The organism is Pseudonocardia halophobica, from assembly GCF_050948485.1.
Taxonomy (GTDB): Bacteria; Actinomycetota; Actinomycetes; order Mycobacteriales; family Pseudonocardiaceae; genus Pseudonocardia; species Pseudonocardia halophobica.
This window is the reverse complement of sequence record NZ_CP192046.1, coordinates 53,435-70,183: the sequence shown is the minus strand read 5'-3', so window position 1 is coordinate 70,183 and position 16,749 is coordinate 53,435. Positions and strand designations below refer to the sequence as shown.

At 73.9% G+C, this 16,749-nt stretch carries 13 protein-coding genes, 2 tRNA genes and 2 pseudogenes; 10 read left to right on the top strand and 7 right to left on the bottom strand.

Annotation, left to right across the window (positions count from 1 at the left end):
- Positions 1–5 precede the first annotated feature (5 nt).
- The 4 genes from ACQP04_RS00345 to ACQP04_RS00330 all read right to left on the bottom strand — a co-directional run bounded on the left by ACQP04_RS00345 (position 6) and on the right by ACQP04_RS00330 (position 5,688).
- Positions 6–1,523 carry an MFS transporter gene (locus ACQP04_RS00345; protein ID WP_433505104.1) on the bottom strand — a complete coding sequence of 506 codons (1,518 nt, stop codon included), beginning with the start codon at positions 1,521–1,523 and terminating at the stop codon, positions 6–8.
- Positions 1,524–2,804: 1,281 nt separating this feature from the next.
- Complete coding sequence (locus ACQP04_RS00340) at positions 2,805–3,518, bottom strand: class I SAM-dependent methyltransferase (RefSeq protein WP_433505103.1); 714 nt, start codon at positions 3,516–3,518, stop codon at positions 2,805–2,807.
- Positions 3,519–4,220: 702 nt separating this feature from the next.
- The gene (locus tag ACQP04_RS00335) at positions 4,221–4,562 is read right to left on the bottom strand and encodes a TfoX/Sxy family protein (protein ID WP_433505102.1); all 342 of its coding nucleotides are present in this window, start codon (positions 4,560–4,562) and stop codon (positions 4,221–4,223) included.
- Between the two features lie 22 nt (positions 4,563–4,584).
- Positions 4,585–5,688 carry a 5-methyltetrahydropteroyltriglutamate--homocysteine S-methyltransferase gene (locus ACQP04_RS00330; protein ID WP_433505101.1) on the bottom strand — a complete coding sequence of 368 codons (1,104 nt, stop codon included), beginning with the start codon at positions 5,686–5,688 and terminating at the stop codon, positions 4,585–4,587.
- Between the two features lie 67 nt (positions 5,689–5,755).
- On the opposite strand from ACQP04_RS00330, the gene ACQP04_RS00325 reads away from it, so the two are divergent.
- A complete protein-coding gene (locus tag ACQP04_RS00325) occupies positions 5,756–6,604 on the top strand; it encodes an LLM class F420-dependent oxidoreductase (RefSeq protein WP_433505100.1) in 849 nt (282 codons plus the stop codon).
- Here the strand turns inward: ACQP04_RS00325 and ACQP04_RS00320 are convergent.
- On the bottom strand, positions 6,594–7,340 hold the full coding sequence (locus ACQP04_RS00320) for an IclR family transcriptional regulator (protein ID WP_358208628.1): 747 nt from the start codon (positions 7,338–7,340) through the stop codon (positions 6,594–6,596). The genes ACQP04_RS00325 and ACQP04_RS00320 overlap by 11 nt on opposite strands.
- A gap of 60 nt (positions 7,341–7,400) precedes the next feature.
- Between ACQP04_RS00320 and ACQP04_RS00315 the strand changes: the two genes are divergently transcribed.
- The gene (locus tag ACQP04_RS00315) at positions 7,401–7,646 is read left to right on the top strand and encodes a DUF2630 family protein (RefSeq protein ID WP_037042175.1); all 246 of its coding nucleotides are present in this window, start codon (positions 7,401–7,403) and stop codon (positions 7,644–7,646) included.
- Positions 7,643–8,272 (top strand): uridine kinase, encoded by a 630-nt coding sequence (locus ACQP04_RS00310; RefSeq protein ID WP_433505099.1) that lies wholly within the window; start codon positions 7,643–7,645, stop codon positions 8,270–8,272. The genes ACQP04_RS00315 and ACQP04_RS00310 overlap by 4 nt, the downstream gene beginning before the upstream one ends.
- A 95-nt stretch (positions 8,273–8,367) precedes the next feature.
- On the opposite strand, the gene ACQP04_RS00305 is transcribed toward ACQP04_RS00310, so the two are convergent.
- A tRNA-Leu gene (locus ACQP04_RS00305) sits at positions 8,368–8,453 on the bottom strand.
- Between the two features lie 235 nt (positions 8,454–8,688).
- On the opposite strand from ACQP04_RS00305, the pseudogene ACQP04_RS00300 reads away from it, so the two are divergent.
- Positions 8,689–8,943: pseudogene (locus ACQP04_RS00300) on the top strand (DUF3662 domain-containing protein); the annotation flags it as partial.
- A gap of 761 nt (positions 8,944–9,704) precedes the next feature.
- On the opposite strand, the gene ACQP04_RS00295 reads toward ACQP04_RS00300, so the two are convergent.
- Positions 9,705–9,792 (bottom strand) — tRNA-Leu (locus ACQP04_RS00295).
- Here ACQP04_RS00295 and ACQP04_RS00290 point away from each other — a divergent pair.
- The 6 genes and pseudogenes from ACQP04_RS00290 to ACQP04_RS00265 all read left to right on the top strand — a co-directional run.
- A pseudogene (locus tag ACQP04_RS00290) lies at positions 9,760–9,828 on the top strand (FHA domain-containing protein); the annotation flags it as partial. The gene ACQP04_RS00295 and the pseudogene ACQP04_RS00290 overlap by 33 nt on opposite strands.
- 195 nt (positions 9,829–10,023) lie before the next feature.
- Positions 10,024–10,482: an FHA domain-containing protein FhaB/FipA gene (locus tag ACQP04_RS00285; protein WP_037042171.1), complete on the top strand. Its 459-nt coding sequence runs from the start codon at positions 10,024–10,026 to the stop codon at positions 10,480–10,482.
- On the top strand, positions 10,479–11,843 hold the full coding sequence (locus ACQP04_RS00280; RefSeq protein WP_433505098.1) for a PP2C family protein-serine/threonine phosphatase: 1,365 nt from the start codon (positions 10,479–10,481) through the stop codon (positions 11,841–11,843). The genes ACQP04_RS00285 and ACQP04_RS00280 overlap by 4 nt, the downstream gene beginning before the upstream one ends.
- The gene (locus ACQP04_RS00275; protein WP_433505097.1) at positions 11,843–13,345 is read left to right on the top strand and encodes an FtsW/RodA/SpoVE family cell cycle protein; all 1,503 of its coding nucleotides are present in this window, start codon (positions 11,843–11,845) and stop codon (positions 13,343–13,345) included. Before ACQP04_RS00280 ends, ACQP04_RS00275 begins: the two co-directional genes overlap by 1 nt.
- Positions 13,342–14,811 carry a peptidoglycan D,D-transpeptidase FtsI family protein gene (locus tag ACQP04_RS00270; protein WP_433505096.1) on the top strand — a complete coding sequence of 490 codons (1,470 nt, stop codon included), beginning with the start codon at positions 13,342–13,344 and terminating at the stop codon, positions 14,809–14,811. Before ACQP04_RS00275 ends, ACQP04_RS00270 begins: the two co-directional genes overlap by 4 nt.
- The gene (locus ACQP04_RS00265; protein ID WP_433505095.1) at positions 14,808–16,727 is read left to right on the top strand and encodes a protein kinase domain-containing protein; all 1,920 of its coding nucleotides are present in this window, start codon (positions 14,808–14,810) and stop codon (positions 16,725–16,727) included. The genes ACQP04_RS00270 and ACQP04_RS00265 overlap by 4 nt, the downstream gene beginning before the upstream one ends.
- Positions 16,728–16,749 lie beyond the last annotated feature (22 nt).

Sequence of the window (16,749 nt, the reverse complement as noted above, 5' to 3'; positions counted from 1 at the left end):
CCGCCTCAGGGCGCGGTGCTGGGCGCGGCGCTGGGGGTGGGCTGCACCGCCGGGACGACGACGGGCGCGATGCGGCGCGGGCGGAGCAGGAACGCGGCGACGAGGGCGCCGAGGCCCGCCAGGACGGCCGAGACCTCCAGGGCCAGCCGGACGCCGGAGGTCTGGGCGACCGCGTAGGCCGCCTGCACGGCATCGGCCGAGGTCAGGGTGGCCGCGCCGCGCAGGTCGCCGGCGGCGAGCAGGTCCGCGGCGACCGGCAGCTCGGTGCGGGCGGAGGCCAGCGCGCCCGCGTGGATGATGGCGCCGAGCACGGCGATGCCCAGCGCGTTGCCGAGCTGCCGCGCGGTGTTGGCCGCGCCAGCGGCGACCCCGCTGCGCTCCGGCGCCACCCCGACCACCGCCGCGGCACCGAGCGCCGGGTTCGCCAGGCCCATCCCGAGCCCGGCCAGCACGAAGCCGGGCAGCAGGAGCGGGAAGGTCCACGACGTCTGCACGAAGGCCAGGGCCGCGAGCCCGGCCCCGGAGAGCGCGAGCCCGGCGGTGAGCCGGGTGCGCAGGGAGAACCGCGCCCCGATCCGCGCGCCGAACAGGGCGACGAGCGTGGAGAGCAGCGTCGCCGGGAGGAACCACAACCCGGCCTGCAGCGCCGACAGCCCGAACACGACCTGCAGGTACGGGCCGAGCAGCACCAGCATCGACAGGATCGACAGCGCCATCGCCATGCCCGCGACCAGGCCGCCGGCGTAGGTGGGCAGGCGGAGGAGCCCGACGTCGATCATCGGGACCGTGCGCCGGCGCTGCTGCAGCACGAAGACCGGCAGCAGGACCACCGCGAGTCCGAAGGCGACCCACACCCGCGGGGCCGAGGCGTCGGCACCGACCCAGCTCACGCCGAGGATCAGCCCGCCCAGCCCGACCGTGAGCAGCACGGTGCCGACCAGGTCGAACCGGCCGCGGGCGGCCCCGCGGGTTGTGGGGAGGGCGAGGACGCCGAGCAGCGCGGCCGCGGCCGAGACGGCGGCGAGCACGGCGAACGCGGGCCGCCAGCGCCCGAACTCGAGCGCCAGCCCCGCCCCCACCGGACCGGTCGACAGCCCCGCACCGATCGCCGCACCCCACAGCGCGACCGCGCCCGCGCGCCGCTTCGGCTCGACCGTCGCCGCGATCAGGCTCAACGACGACGCCATCAGCGCCGCTCCCGCCCCGCCCTGCACGATCCTGGAGGCGACCAGGAGGGGCACGGTCGTCGCGAGGGCGCAGGCGGCGGAGAGGACCGCGAAGCCGACCATCGCCCCGATCCACACCCGCGCCGCCCCGAAGCGGTCGGCGAGGGAGCCGCCGGTGAGCAGGAACGCGCCGAGCCCCAGCGCATACCCGCTGACCAGCAGGTTCAGCTCGGCGATCCCGACGCCCAGGTCCGCCCCGATCGCCGGCAGCGCCACGATCGGCAGCGGGAAGCTCGCGAACACCACGAACGGGGCGAGCGCCGCGGCGCCGATGGTGACGAGCTGAGTTTTCGACACGAACTCAAGCTACGGACGTAGGGGTCGGGGCGTCAACGGGCTTCTCGGGCTTCCTGCTGTGACGCCGCGTCGTGTTGTGATGGCGGGGGTCGGCTCCTGTCGGGGGCGGTCGGCTCCTGTCGGGGGCGGTCGTGATCGGCGGTGGTGTGCAGAGGCGGTCATCGGAGGAGCCACCGCTGCACCCAAACGGCAATCGGCAGCGGCGGCGACCAAGTTGGCCGACGACGGCCGGGACCATGATCAGCAGTCGTGTGCGCGAACGGCCACGAGCGGAAGAGCCACTGCACGGAACCGGCAATCAGCTGCGAGCGAAGCCGGACGTGGACGCTGGCGGCACCGATCAGCGGCGGTGTGCAGAGGCGGTCGTCAGCGGAGCCGCCGCTGCACGAAGGAAGCGATCAGCTGCCTCGGGGCCCCGCGCGGCGGTCGATGCGGATGTCGGCGGCGCCTGCGGTACTTCGTCAGCGGTGATGTGCAAGAGCGGTCGTGGACAGAGTCGCGCCGCTGCACAGAGCGGTGATCAACCGTGGACGGTCGCCCACGTGAGCGCCGGCGCCGACTCCAGGATCAGCAGCTGACAGCGTCGTGATCAGCGTAGACGTGCGTGCACGGTCGTCGGTGGATCCGCATCTGCACGTGACCGGCGATCAGCTGTGTCCGAGCTGACGAGGACGCCAGCAGCGGCATCATGATCAGCCGCCGAGTGCGCGGACGGTCGGTAGCGGAGCCACCTCCGCACGGAACTGGCGATCAGCTGTGGGCGGCAGCAGGACGCAGACGTGGCGGCCTTACGGCGACATGATCAGTGGTGGTGTGCGGGGACGGCCCTGCGTCGAACCGCTGCTGCACGAGACCGGCGATCAACTGTGGGCGCGAGCTGACGCGGACGGCGGCGACCGAACCATGATCAGCAGCCGAGTGCGCGAATGGTCGCGAGCGGGACCACTACTGCACGGAACCGGCGATCAGCTCCGGACGGCAGCCGACGCGACAGTGGTGCTGGCGACGCCGTGATCAGCAGTCGTGGGCGCGGACGGTCGCGAGCGGGACCGCTACCGCACAGAACCGGCGATCAACTATGGGCGCGAGCTGATGCGGACGCCGGCGCCGGGCCGTGATCAGCGGTCGAGTGCCCGGACGGTCTCGAGCGGAACCGCAGATGCACGGAACCAGCGATCAGCTCGTGCAGGTGGTCGTCGTCTTCGTCGGTGTGCAGGCATGGCTGCGCGGCGCCCTCTCGGCCCCGACCCGCGCTCGGCACCTGGCTCAGCGCACGCCTGGTCAGGCGGGGCGGGCGTCGAGGACGCGGAAGAGGTTCCAGAGCCGGTAGCCGTCGCCATGGCGGCGCGAGGCGAAGGCAGCGAGCACCGCGTCGCGGACGGCCGCGGGACCGGCGGCGTTGACGGCGTACCGGCCGATGTCGGCCGTGAGCAGCGGGCCGACCAGGGCGTCCTCGTCGGGGTAGTCGAAGGGGCAGCGGACCTCGTCGAGCGCGACCACGTCCAGCCCGGCGGTCCCGGCGATCTTGCGGAAGCGGTCGGGCTCGGTCAGCGGGGGCGGTCCGGCCGGGGGGCGACGTGCCCCGCGGGGCGGGAGGAACGGGGCGAGGGCCTCGCCGAAGAGCCGGACGTCGGACTCCTCCTCGCGGCCCCAGACCGTCGCGCGCACCAGCCCGCCGACCCGTGCCGCCTCCTTGAGGACCTTGAGCGGGTTGGTGACGTGCGCCAGCACCTGGACGAGTGCGACGAGGTCGAAGGAACCGTCGAGCTGGTGTGCGTCGCCGACCTCGAAGGTCGCCCCCGGTACCTCGCGCCGCGCCGCCGCGACGGCGGACCGGTCCGCGTCGATGCCGGTGACCGTGAGCCCGCGCTTCGTGGCGAAGGCGGCGAACACCCCGGGCCCGCAGCCGACGTCGAGCACCGAGGCGCCCTCCGGGACCCCGGCCAGCACCCGCTCGTACAGCGGCTCGCCCCAGCCCGTAGGCCCCTCGCTCACCCGCCCGAGCCTAGCCGGACATGGTTCCGCTCACTGCCGCCGCGACACACCCGCCCGGGCGGCCTCGCACACCTCGACGATGCGCGACACATCTCGTCGACGGCCTGTGGGCGGGTCGAGTGGGTGTGCGAGCAGCAGAGAGCGGGATGCACCGCGCTGTCATCGGCGAGGCGTCCCACGTGCGGGTCGGCCGCGATCACGGGCAGAAGGTCGCGCGGTACGGGTCCGGCCCGGCCTGGCGGGAAATCGCGGGCGGACAGGGGCTCGGATGCCGAGACCGCGGACGGCTCAGACCACGGGCCAGAGGGCCGGCAGGGGAACGGGCGCCGTGTTCGCACACCGGTAGGAGCGCCGCCCAACCGGTCGACGAGGTGTGGGACCGAGCGTTCGGATGTACCGGGCGGCCAGAGCGGGTGTGCCGCGCTCGGAGGGGTGCCTCGGCCCGCCGCGCGAGTGTGGCGGGTCCGGGCAGGTGTGTGACCCGGCATCCGCTCACGCCCGATCGCCAGTCACACGACCGCCGAGCCACCAGCCGCAGCCGAGCCAGTCGCAGCGTGAGCAGGCGCAGCAGCCGAGCCAGCCGCAGCGTCAGCTGCCGCAGCAGCGAGCCAGCCGCCCAACCAGCAGCCGCCCAACCAACGGCCCCCCGCGCTACACGACCGGGAGACCTCCGGGCGTCGCGCCTCCCGCCCCACCCCAACCTCACTTCGGCGGGAGTGTCTTCACGAACCCCACTCCCTCGGCGACCCAGCGGGCGAGGTCGTCGTCGGGGAGGTCGTCGACGTCGGGGTGGCCGGAGACCCGGAGCCAGCCGTCCATCTCCCGCCCCTGCATCACCATGCGCTCGACCCCGGCGCCGGCGACCAGTTCGGCGGACCGGGCCGGGTCGACGCGCACCATCAGCCCGCCCCGCCCGCTGGCGGCGACGGCCATGTGCCCGCCGAGCAGGAAGGCGAGCCCGCCGAACATGCGTTTCTCGGTCAGCCCGGGCTCGTCCGCCACGAGCGCGCGGATGCGGGCGGCGAGTGCCTCGTCGTAGGCCACGGCCGGAGCGTAGCGCCGCAGGTCAGCCCCAGACGTCCTCCGCGACCTGCACGATCAGCCGGAGCTTGGCGATCTCCTCGTCGACGGTGAGCGTGTTGCCCTCGACGGTCGACGAGAAGCCGCACTGCGGCGACAGACAAAGCTGGTCGAGCGGGACGTACTTGGCGGCCTCGTCGATGCGGCGCTTGAGGGTGTCGGGGTCCTCGAGGCGGCCGTTCTTCGTGGTCACGAGCCCGAGCACCACCTGCTTGCCCGGCGGGACGAAGCGCAGCGGGGGGAAGCCGCCGGAGCGCTCGTCGTCGAACTCGCAGAAGAAGCCGTCGACGGCGAGCTCGCCGAAGAGCGCCTCGGCCACGAAGTCGTAGCCGCCCTCCGCGGCCCACGAGGACCGGTAGTTGCCGCGGCACATGTGCGTGGTGATCCGCATGCCCTCGGGCTTGTCCGCGATCGCGGCGTTGATCTGGCGGATGTAGCGCTCGTGCAGGTGGTCGGCGTCGTCGGCGGCGTGCTCGGCCCGCTGGGCCGGGTCGTTGAGGTAGGCGAGGCTGGTGTCGTCGAGCTGCAGGTAGCGGCAGCCGAGCTCGCCGAGGGCGCGGACCTCGTCGGCGTAGGCGGCCGACAGGTCGTGCCAGAACTCCTCGACGTCCGGGTACACCGAGCGGTCGATCGCCGCCGTGCCGCCGCGGTAGTGGACCATGCTCGGCGACGGGATCGTCAGCTTCGGGACCGCGCTCGTGGTGCACGAGGCGAGGAACCGGAAGGCGTCGGCGAAGATCGGCTCGCGCAGCCGGACCTTCTCCGTGATCGCCAGGCCGGCCGAGGTGAAGGCGCCCTCCCCCTCGGCGTTGACCATCCGCACCCGGATCTGCTCGTCCGTCTTCGTGACGCCGCCGAGCTGGTAGATGAAGTCCATGTGCCAGGAGGTGCGCCGGAACTCGCCGTCCGTGGCGGACCGCAGCCCGATCTCCTCCTGCAGCCGGACGACGTCGCGGATCGCCTCGTCCTCCACCGCCTTCAGCTCGGGTGAGCCGGGCGCGTGCTGCGCGCGGGCGTCGAGCAGGGCCTTCGGTCGCAGGAGGCTGCCGACGTGGTCGGCGCGGAACGGGGGTTCGGTGCGGAGCGCCATGGCCAGAACGTAACGCGCACCACGCAGGTGTGGCGCGACGGAACCACCGGGATGGCACAGTCCGAGCATGGACATCGGCGTCAGCACCTTCCTCACCGACTACGGCATCGACCCGCTGGTGCTCGCCCGGGGCGTCGAGGAGCGCGGCTTCTCGGCGCTGTTCCTCACCGAGCACACCCACATCCCGACGAGCCGGCGCTCCCCCTGGCCGGGCGGCGCCGAGCTGCCGCGACAGTACAGCCACACCTACGACCCGTTCGTCGCGCTGGCCGCCATGGCCGCGGTGACCAGCAGGATCGCGCTCGGTACCGGTGTCACGCTGATCAACCAGCACCACCCGATCAACCTGGCCAAGCAGGTGGCGAGCGTCGAGCGGCTCGCGCCGGGCCGCGTCGAGTTGGGCGTGGGGCCGGGCTGGAACAAGGAGGAGATGGCGCACCACGGGATCGACCCGCGCCGGCGGACCCCGCAGATGCTCGAGCGGATCGAGGCGCTGCGCGCGATCTGGACGCAGGACGAGGCCGAGTACCACGGCGAGTTCGTGGACTTCGACCCGATCTGGTCGTGGCCGAAGCCGACGGCGGCGCCGCCCGTGCTGATCGGCGGCGGCGGGCCGACCGTGCTCGACCGGGTCCTGTCGCACGGCGACGGCTGGATCCCGCTGCGGGTCCGGCTGAAGGAGCTCGACGCCTTCGCCGAGCGGATCGCCGAGCTGCGCCGCCGCACGGCCGAGGCCGGCCGCGACCACCTCTCCGTGACGATCTTCGGCGCCGTCCCGAAGCCCGACGCGCTGGACTCCTACGCGCAGGCGGGCGTCGACCGGGTGCTGTTCACCCTCACCGACCGCGAGGGGCCCGACGCCGACGCCGCCACCCTGGCCGAGCTGGACACCCTGGCGGACCTGCTCAGGCCGTGAGCACCCGGGACACGCGGTCCGCCGCCTCGCGGACCGCGTGCTCCAGCTCCCAGCGCCGCGCCGTGAACTCGGCCCGGCTCACCGCGACCCCCACCGCCGCTGTCGACCCGCGCAGCGCGACGGCGACGCCGGCCACCCCGCGGTGGAACTCCTCGACCTCCACCGCCGCGCCGGCCGCCCGGATCCGCTGCAGCTCCCGGTCGAGTCCGCGCCGGTCCGCGAGGGTGCGCGGGGTGTAGGCGGTGAGCGGCGTGCGCTCCAGGACCTCGCCGAGCTCGGCCGGCCCGAGGCCCGCGAGCAGCACCTTGCCCAGGGCCGTCGCGTGCACGGGCGCGGGCTCGCCGACACGCAGGCCGAGCGGCCCGGGATGGTCCGCGCAGCGGTCGACGTGCGCGACCACCACGTCGACGTCCCGCCGGACGGCGAGGTAGGCGGCCGCGCCCACGCCGTCGTGCACCTCGTGGAGCAGCCCGCGGACCGCCGCCGAGGGCCGGACCTGGGTGGTGAGGCCCCGGTGCAGCTCGGCGACCTTGTAGCCGAGCCCGTAGCCCCGCACCGCGTTGAGCCGGACCAGGTAGCCCTCCTCGACCAGCGTGCCGAGTGCGCGGTACACGGTGGGCAGCGGGCAGCCGAGCCGGCGGGCGATGGCCTTCGCGGTCACCCCGTCGCCCAGCGCGGAGACGGCCTCGAGCACGCGCAGCGCCCGGACCAGTGAGCCGCCCTGCCCCGAGGTCACGCGACTAGTGTCTCAAGGTGCAGTGATCTACCGGCAAGCACTTCAGCGGAGGGATCCACCATGACCGACGACGCCGACCTGCGGCACCGGATCACGGAACTCGTCGACGAGGAGCACCGGCTCGAGCGCTCCCACATCGGGAAGCCCCTCAGCGACGACGAGAAGGCGCGGCTGGACCGCATCGGCGTCGACCTGGACCGGTGCTGGGACCTGCTGCGCCAGCGCGACGCCCGCCGCGCGGCCGGCCAGGACCCCGACGAGGCACGGACCCGGGACGCCTCGGTCGTGGAGAACTACCGCCAGTGAGCCCGACGCGCTCGATCCGCGCGGTGAGCCGGGAGGGGCTCGCGGAGCACCTGGTCGAGCGGACCGACGCGCTGCCGGGGCGGGTCCGCGTCGCGATCGACGGTCCGCCGCCGACGGCGACGGCCGAGCTCGCCGAGGCGGTGGCCGAGGGGCTGCGGCTGCGCGGCCGGGAGACCGTGGTCGTGCGGGCCGGGGACTTCCTGCGGCCCGCCTCGCTCCGGCTCGAGTACGGCCACCACGACGAGGACATGTACCTCGACGGCTGGCTCGACGAGGGCGCGTTGCGCCGCGAGGTCCTCGACCCGGCCGGCCCGGACGGGGCGGGACGCGTCCTGCCCCGGCTGTGGGACGCCGAGCGCGACCGCGCCTACCGCGAGGACTACCGCGAGCTCGGCACCGCCGGCGTGGTCCTGGTGTCCGGCGCCCTGCTGCTGGGCCGCGGGCTGCCGTTCGAGCTCGTGGCGCACCTGCACATGGGCCGCGCGGCGCTCGCCCGCCGCACCCCGCCCGAGGAGCGCTGGACCCTGCCCGTGTTCGAGCGGTACTCCCGCGAGCGGGACCCCTCCGGGTCCGCCGACGTGCTGGTGATGGCCGACCACCCCGAGCGGCCCGCCATGCGGGAGTGAGCGCGCCATGATCGACCGGTCGCCGCACGGGGCCTGCGGCTCACCGACCCGAGAACGGACGAAGGCCCGCCAGCGACCGGCGGACCTTCGGGTGATGGTGGGCGAGGAGGGAGTTGAACCCTCACGTCCTTTCGGACACACGGACCTGAACCGTGCGCGTCTGCCATTCCGCCACTCGCCCGAGCGACTGGGAAAAGTTAGCACGGGCCCCGGAACCCCCGTGCGAGGGGGGTCCCCTACGCGATCGTCACCCGTCGATCCGGCGCGCGCGGGCGGACGGTCACCGCACCACCGGTCCGGGTGTCACCGGACGTGGGCCTACCACGGATACCATCGGGTAAGCCGGTAACACGCCGAGTGGACGAAAGGAAGATCGAGTGGGCCGTGTCGATCGCTTCGAACGCCGCCTCCAGGGGATGGTGGACGACGCCTTCGCGCGGGTCTTCGGAGGCAGCGTCGTTCCCCAGGAGGTCGCCCAGGCGCTGCTCAGGGAAGCCGAGGACCATCTCCGGCAGCTCGCGGGGGGTCGGGTGCTCGCACCCAACTGCTACACCGTGCAGCTCAGCCCCGCCGATCTGGACCGCATGGCGGGCGACACCGCGGGGGTCGTGGACTCGCTCTCCGCACACGTCGCCGCACAACTCGCCGACCAGGGATGGGACACCTACGGCGAGGTCGTAGTCTTCCTGGAGCGCTCCGAGGCGCTGCACACGGGACAGTTCCGCACCCGCTCGGCCGTGGACCCCGACGCTTCCCGTCGGTCCGCCGGACGAGCACGCAACGCAGGAGAAGCACCCATGAGCCAGCAACCGGGCCACCCCGAGGAGAACGGGCAGTACGGCTACGACCGTGGTGCCCCCTACGGCCAGCAGACCTACGCCCCGCCACAGGACCAGCACGGTCAGCAGGGCGGTCAGCAGGGCTACGGCCAGCAGGGCCAGCAGGGCCAGCAGGGTTACGGCCAGCAGGGCGGGTACGACCAGCAGGGCTACGGCCAGCAGGGCGGCTACCCGCAGCAGGGCTACGACCAGGGCTACGGCCAGCAGCAGGGCGGGTACGGCCAGCAGGGCGGGTACGGCGACCAGCAGGGCTACGGCCAGCAGGGTTACGGCCAGCCCCAGTACGGCGGCCAGCAGGGCTACGACCAGGGCTACGACGGCGGCCAGCAGTACGGCGGCCAGCAGGCCTACGCCCAGCCCGGCTACGGCCAGCCCCAGTACGGCGGCCAGCAGGGCTACGCGCAGCCCGGGTACGACGGCTACGGCCAGCAGTACGACCAGGGCTACGACGGCGGCTACGACCAGCAGCAGGGCTACGGCCAGCAGCAGGGCTGGGGCGGGCAGCCGGGCTACGGCCAGCAGCTGCAGGCCACGCTGACCCTGGACGACGGCTCCGGCCGCAGCTACCCGCTGACCGAGGGCACCCACGTCATCGGCCGCGGGCAGGACTCGAACTTCCGGCTTCCGGACACCGGCGTCTCGCGCCGGCACCTGGAGATCAGCTGGGACGGCCACGCGGCCACGCTGTCGGACCTGGGCTCCACGAACGGCACCACGGTGAACGGCAACCCGGTGCAGCAGTGGCAGCTCACGGACGGCGACGTGATCCGGGTCGGCCACTCCAGCCTGGTCTTCCGCACCCAGGGCTGAGCCGACCCGCGTCCGGGCGGGAGGTCGCGCGGGCGGGGTCGGTACGCTGCACCGTCCCTGCCGTGTCCTTTGCCCACCGAACGAGATCGGAGTGCCCGGCGAGTGCCCGAATTGGTGCTGCAGCTGACCAGAGCGGGTTTCCTCGCCCTGCTCTGGCTGTTCGTGCTGGTCGCGCTGCGGGTGGTCCGCTCGGACCTCTACGCGGCGTCCGGCCTGCGGGCGATCATGCCCGGTGGCGGCCGGGTGTCCGCCAAGGCGGGGCGCAGCCGCACCGCCCGCCAGCTCCAGGTCACCCAGGGCCCGCTCGCGGGCACCCGGATCACGCTGGACTCCCGGCCCATCCTCATCGGCCGGGCGGACGACTCCACGCTCAAGCTGGACGACGACTACGCCTCGACCCGCCATGCACGGATCAGCCAGCAGGGCGAGGAGTGGTACGTCGAGGACCTCGGGTCGACGAACGGCACCTACCTGGACCGGGCTAAGGTCACCGGACCCACCCGGGTGCCCCTCGGGGTCCCTGTCCGTATCGGCAAGACGGTGATCGAGCTGCGCTCATGACGCTGGTCCTGCGCTACTCCGCCCGCAGCGATCGCGGGCTCGTCCGGCAGAACAACCAGGACGCGGTCTACGCCGGTCCGCGGCTGCTGGCCCTGGCGGACGGGATGGGCGGGCACGCCGCCGGCGAGGTGGCGTCGTCCCTGGTCATCTCCGCACTGGCCCCGCTCGACGAGGACCAGCCGGGCGACGACCTGCTGGCCGAGCTGCGCGAGGCCACCTTCGAGGGCAACGCGGCGATCACGCGGCACGTCGCGGAGTCCCCCGACCTCGAGGGCATGGGCACCACGCTGACCGCGATCCTCTTCGCGGGCACCCGGCTCGGCCTGGTGCACGTCGGCGACTCGCGGTGCTACCAGCTCCGCGACGGGTCCTTCGCCCAGATCACGAAGGACGACACGTTCGTCCAGTCGCTGATCGACGAGGGCCGGATCACCGAGGACGAGGCGCACACGCACCCGCAGCGCTCGCTGCTGCTCCGGGCGATCACAGGGGCCGAGGTCGAGCCCTCACTGACGATCCGCGAGGCCCGCGCCGGGGACCGCTACCTGCTCTGCTCGGACGGGCTGTCCGGCCCGGTGAGCGACGAGACGCTGGCCGAGACGCTGCGCCAGTACCAGGACCCGCGCGAGTGCGCCGACCGGCTCATCGAGCTGGCCCTGCGCGGCGGCGGGCCGGACAACATCACCTGCATCGTCGCCGACGTCCTCGATGTCGACTACGGCGACGACGCCCCGATCATCGGCGGCGCGGCCGGGGACGGCAGCGAGGACGGGATCGTCGGCGCCGACACCGCCGCGTCCCGGGCCTCCGCGACCACGCTCCCCCGGGCCCTGCCCCGCCGCGTCGAGCCCGCCGCCGCGTCCCACCCGGACCGGCCGCACCGCCGCACCGCGGTGCGCGTGGGCATCGCCGTGGCCGGGCTGCTCGTGCTCCTCGTCGTGGGCGGCTGGCTGGCGCGCAGCTGGGTGATGCAGCAGTACTACGTCGGGACCGAGTCCCAACAGGTCGTGATCTACCAGGGGGTGCGCGGGAGCGTGCTGGGCGTGCCGTTGCAGACCGTGGCCGAGCGGTCGGACATCACGTTGTCCGACCTGCCCGAGGACGCGCGCAACGCGGTCACCGCCGGCATCCCCGCCTCGAACGGCCTCGACGGCGCCCGCGGCACCGTCGCCCGGCTGCACCAGCGCATGTTGCCGGTCTGCCCCACCGGGCAGCCCGCCACCACGGTCCCGCCCGCGCCCGTCGGCGCCGCGCAGCCCGACCCGAACGCCCCGCCGGACCCGAATGCGCCGCCCACGGACACCACTCCGCTGCCGACCGTCACCCCCGAGCCGGGCTTGACCTGCCGGCCGGCGAGCTGATGGCGGCCCCGGGACCCAGTGCGGCCCGGCCGGGCGGGGCGAACGGTCGGGAGGGCGCTCCCGCGCTGCCCACCGGACGCACCATCGAGCTGTTGCTGCTGGTGTTCGCCGCCGTCATCGTGACCGGCGCGCTGGTGCTGGTGGAGGCCAACCAGGAGCAGGAGCTCACGCCGACGCTGCTCTACGTGGGCCTGGCGTACCTGGTGGTGCTCACGCTCGCGCACCTCGCGGTCCGAAAGTTCGCGCCGTATGCGGACCCGCTGATCCTGCCCTCGGTCGCGCTGCTCAACGGGCTGGGCCTGGTGATGATCCACCGGCTCGACCTGGCCGACCAGGACCGCGCCGCGCTGCTCGGCCAGCCCGTGCCGGACTCGCTGGTGTTCAAGCAGATCCTGTGGACGGCCGTCGGGCTGGCGCTGTTCATCGCGGTGCTCTGGCTGGTGAAGGACCACCGCACGCTGGCGCGCTACGGCTTCACCTGCGGCCTCGTCGGCCTGGTCCTGCTCGCCCTGCCCGGCCTGCTGCCGTCGTCGATCTCCGAGGTCAACGGCGCCAAGCTGTGGATCCGGGTCGGTGGCGCCGGCATCCAGCCCGGTGAGTTCGCCAAGATCCTGCTGATCATCTTCTTCGCCGCGTTCCTGGTGCAGAAGCGGGACCTGTTCTCCACCGCCGGGCGCCGGTTCCTCGGCATGGAACTGCCCCGCGCCCGCGACCTCGCGCCGCTGCTGGTGGCGTGGGGGCTGTCGGTCGGCGTGCTCGTCGTGGAGCGCGACCTCGGCTCCTCGCTGCTGTTCTTCGGGATCCTGCTGGTCCTGCTCTACGCCGCGACCGAGCGCGTGTCCTGGATGCTCATCGGCATCGGGTTCTTCGTCGTCGGCGCGCTGATCGCGTACCAGCTCTTCGGGCACGTGCAGGTCCGCGTGCAGGTCTGGCTCGACCCGTTCTCGGACTACGACAACCGCGGCTACCAGATCGCGCAGGCGCTGTTCGGGCTCGGCACCGGCGGCGTCGGTGGCACCGGCCTGGGCGCGGGCCGCCCGGACCTGGTGCCGTTCGCGGAGAGCGACTTCATCTTCTCCTCGCTCGGCGAGGAGCTGGGCCTGATCGGGCTGGCGTCGATCCTCGTGGTCTACCTGGTGCTGATCACCCGCGGCCTGCGCAGCGCCCTCGCGGTGCGGGACAGCTTCGGCAAGCTGCTGGCCACCGGCCTGTCCTTCGCGGTCGCGCTGCAGATCTTCGTGGTCATCGGCGGCGTCACCAAGCTGATCCCGCTGACCGGACTGACCCTGCCGTTCCTGTCCTACGGCGGGTCGTCGCTCGTCGCGAACTACGCTCTCGTCGCGATGCTCCTGCGGATCTCGAACGCGGCGCGGGCCCCGCTCACGCGCCGCCCCGCCGCCCCGGCCGTCGCGATCGCCGACGCCGGCACCGAGCTGGTCCAGCGGCCCGCGGTCGGCCCGACCACGGGACCGGTCCCCGGCCCGACGGGGGGCCGCCCGTGAACACCCCGATCCGCCGGATCGCGATCGCCGTGATGGCGCTGATCCTGCTGCTGCTCGGGAACCTGACCTACGTGCAGGTGGTGAAGGCCGGCGACTACCGGGACGACCCGCGCAACCAGCGCGTCCTGCTCGCCGAGTACGCCCGCAAGCGGGGCCAGATCTCGGCGGACGGGCAGGTGCTCGCGCAGAGCGTCGAGACGGACGACCGCCTCAAGTACCAGCGCCAGTACACGGACGGGCCGGCCTACTCGCCGCTGACCGGCTACTACTCGGTGATCTACAGCTCCAGCGGCCTCGAGCGGTACGCCGACCCGGTGCTCAACGGCAGCGACGACCGGCTGTTCGCCCGCCGGCTCTCCGACCTGATCACCGGGCGGGACCCGAGCGGCGGCAACGTCGTGCTCACGGTCAAGCCGTCCGTGCAGGAGCGGGCGTACCAGGAGATGTCCGAGAAGGGCTACGAGGGCGCGGTCGTGGCCCTGCAGCCGAAGACGGGCGAGATCCTGGCGATGGTGTCCACGCCGTCGTTCGACCCGAACCCGCTGGCCAGCCACAACTCGGCGACCCAGCAGCAGGCGTGGAAGGCCGACAACGCCGCGGACCCGGCGACGCTGCCGAACCGCGCGATCGACCAGACCTTCCCGCCCGGCTCGACGTTCAAGCTCGTCGACGTCGCGGCCGCGCTGCAGAACGGCTACACCCCGGACAGCCAGCTCACCGCGGCGCCGAACATCAAGCTGACCAACACGAACACCACGCTGGAGAACTACGCCGGCACCCAGTGCGGCACCGGTCAGACGGCGTCGCTGCGCGAGGCCCTGGCCCGCTCCTGCAACACGGCGTTCGCGCAGCTCGGTGGCGAGCTCGGCGCGGACAAGCTGCGCGCCCAGGCGGACGCGTTCGGCATCGGCCGCTCCGACCTGTCCATCCCGATGCCGGTCACGGCCTCGGGCGTCGGCGACCTGCCGGACACGGCCGCGGTGCAGCAGTCCTCGATCGGCCAGCGGGACGTGCGGCTGACCCCGCTGCAGAACGCGATGATCGTCGCCTCGATCGCCAACGGCGGGCAGACCATGGCCCCGCACGTGATCAAGGAGGTGCAGGGCCCGGACCTCGACGTCATCGACACCACCGAGCCGGACCGGCTCGGCCGCTCGATGCCGGCCGGCGTCGCCGCCACGCTCACCGACATGATGATCGGCTCGGAGGCCCGCACCTCCGGCGGCGGCAAGATCACCGGAGTCCAGATCGCGTCGAAGACGGGCACCGCGGAGCACGGCACCGACCCCAAGAACACGCCGCCGCACGCCTGGTACGTCGCGTTCGCCCCGGCCAACGACCCGCAGGTCGCGGTGGCCGTGCTCGTCGAGAACGGCGGCGACCGGGCCCTCGAGGCCACGGGCGGCTCCGTCGCCGCCCCGATCGGGCGGGCCGTGATCGCGGAGGCGTTGCGGGGCGGCCAGTGACGGCCGCGGGCGGCCCGATCCCCGTCCCCGGCAGCCTCGCCGCGGGCCGGCTGATCGCCGACCGCTACAAGCTGGAGCGGCGGATCGCCGTCGGCGGCATGGGCGAGGTCTGGGAGGCGCTCGACGAGCGGCTCGGCCGCAACGTGGCCGTCAAGGTGCTGCGCGGCGAGCTCTCGGACGACGACGAGTTCCTCCACCGCTTCCGCATCGAGGCCCGCACGGTGGCCTCGCTCAACCACTCCGGCGTCGCCTCCATCCACGACTACGGCGAGGACGAGGTCACCGAGGACGGGCGGCGCACCGCCTACCTGGTGATGGAGCTCGTCCGCGGCGAGCCGCTGTCCGCCGTGATCGCGCGCGGCCCGATGGAGCCGGCCGAGACGCTGCGCATCATGGAGCAGGCGGCGCACTCGCTCTACGCGGCCCACGAGCGCGGGTTCGTGCACCGGGACGTCAAGCCCGGGAACATCCTCATCCGCGTCGACGGCACGGTGAAGCTCACGGACTTCGGCATCGCCAAGGCCGCCAACGCCGTCCCCGTGACCCGCACCGGCATGGTGATGGGCACGGCCCACTACATCGCGCCCGAACAGGCCAGCGGCGGCGAGGCCGGGCCGGAGGGCGACGTCTACTCGCTCGGCATCGTCGGCTACGAGTGCCTGGCCGGCCACCGGCCCTTCCGCGCCGACAACGCCGTGGCCGTCGCGATGATGCAGGTCCGCGACGAGCCGCCGCCGCTGCCGGAGTCCGTGCCGTGGCGGGTCCGGCAGCTGATCGAGACGATCCTGGTCAAGGACCCGGACCGGCGCTACGCCGACGGCGCCGAGCTGGCCGCCGCGGTCGCCGCCGTGCGCCGGGACGAGGCGCTGCCCACCCCCGCGCGGATGACCGCGCAGGGCCTGCGGCTGCCGTCGGCGGAGTCGGACGGCGCCGACCCGGGCACCGACACCCCCACGAGCCACCGTCGACGCAGCAAGCGGGAGCGGCGGGCGACGCGCGGGCGGGACCGGAGCCGCGCCGGGTCGTCCTCTTCGGCGGCGACGTCGTCCGGCGAGGTGTCCTCGGACGGGGTGGCGTCGGGAGGGCTGTCCGCCACGGGCTCGTCGACCGGTTCCCCGGCTGCCGGGGTGTCGTCGGCGCCGTCCCTGCCGCCCGTCTCCCCCACCTCCTCGCCCTCCGCGGGCGCGCGCCGGGCGACCGAGCAGGCCGGGTCCGCGGATCGGGACGGATCGGGTCCCGGCCGCGACCGGTCCCGCCCCTCGCCGGAGCGGAGCACCCCCGACCGGAACACCCCCGGCCGCGGCTCTTCCGACCGGAGCACTTCCGACCGCAGCACCTCGGACCGCAGCGCTCGGGACAGGGCCGCCGTGGACGGGCGTCCCGCTCCGGGCGCCGCCGCGTCGGGCCCGCAGGCGCTGCGCTCGCCCGCCCGGGGCGCCACACCCGCCCGGCCCTCGCCGACCCCCACGAGCGCCGGCGGCGCGGCGCGCACCGCCACGCCCGGCCCGACCCCGACGCCCACACCGACGCCCGGTGGCAGCGCGCGCCCGGCGACCGGCCCGTCGACCCCCGGAGCCGCGTCCCGCACGCCCCCGCCACGCCCCCCGGTCGCGCCCGCGCCGCCCACCGAGCCGCTCAAGCTCGTCGCCCGGCAGCAGTCGCAGCGCTCCGGGACCGTGCTGCTCGTGGCCTTCGTGCTGTTGATCGTCGCGGCCGTCGTCGTGGCGGCGCTCATGGTCCCGAAGCTGTTCGCCGACGCCGCGGCGCCGTCCACCGGGCTCCCACCGAACGGGACGCACGCGGACACCTCGACAGGTAGCGTGTCGGCCCAGGTGGCCGCCCTCGCCCGTCCGGCGGCACCGGCCGGGCCCGCGGGGTCCGCGGCCGCCCCGACCCGCACCGAGGAGGTCCGGTGAGCCCTCGCAGTCGCCGGGTCGG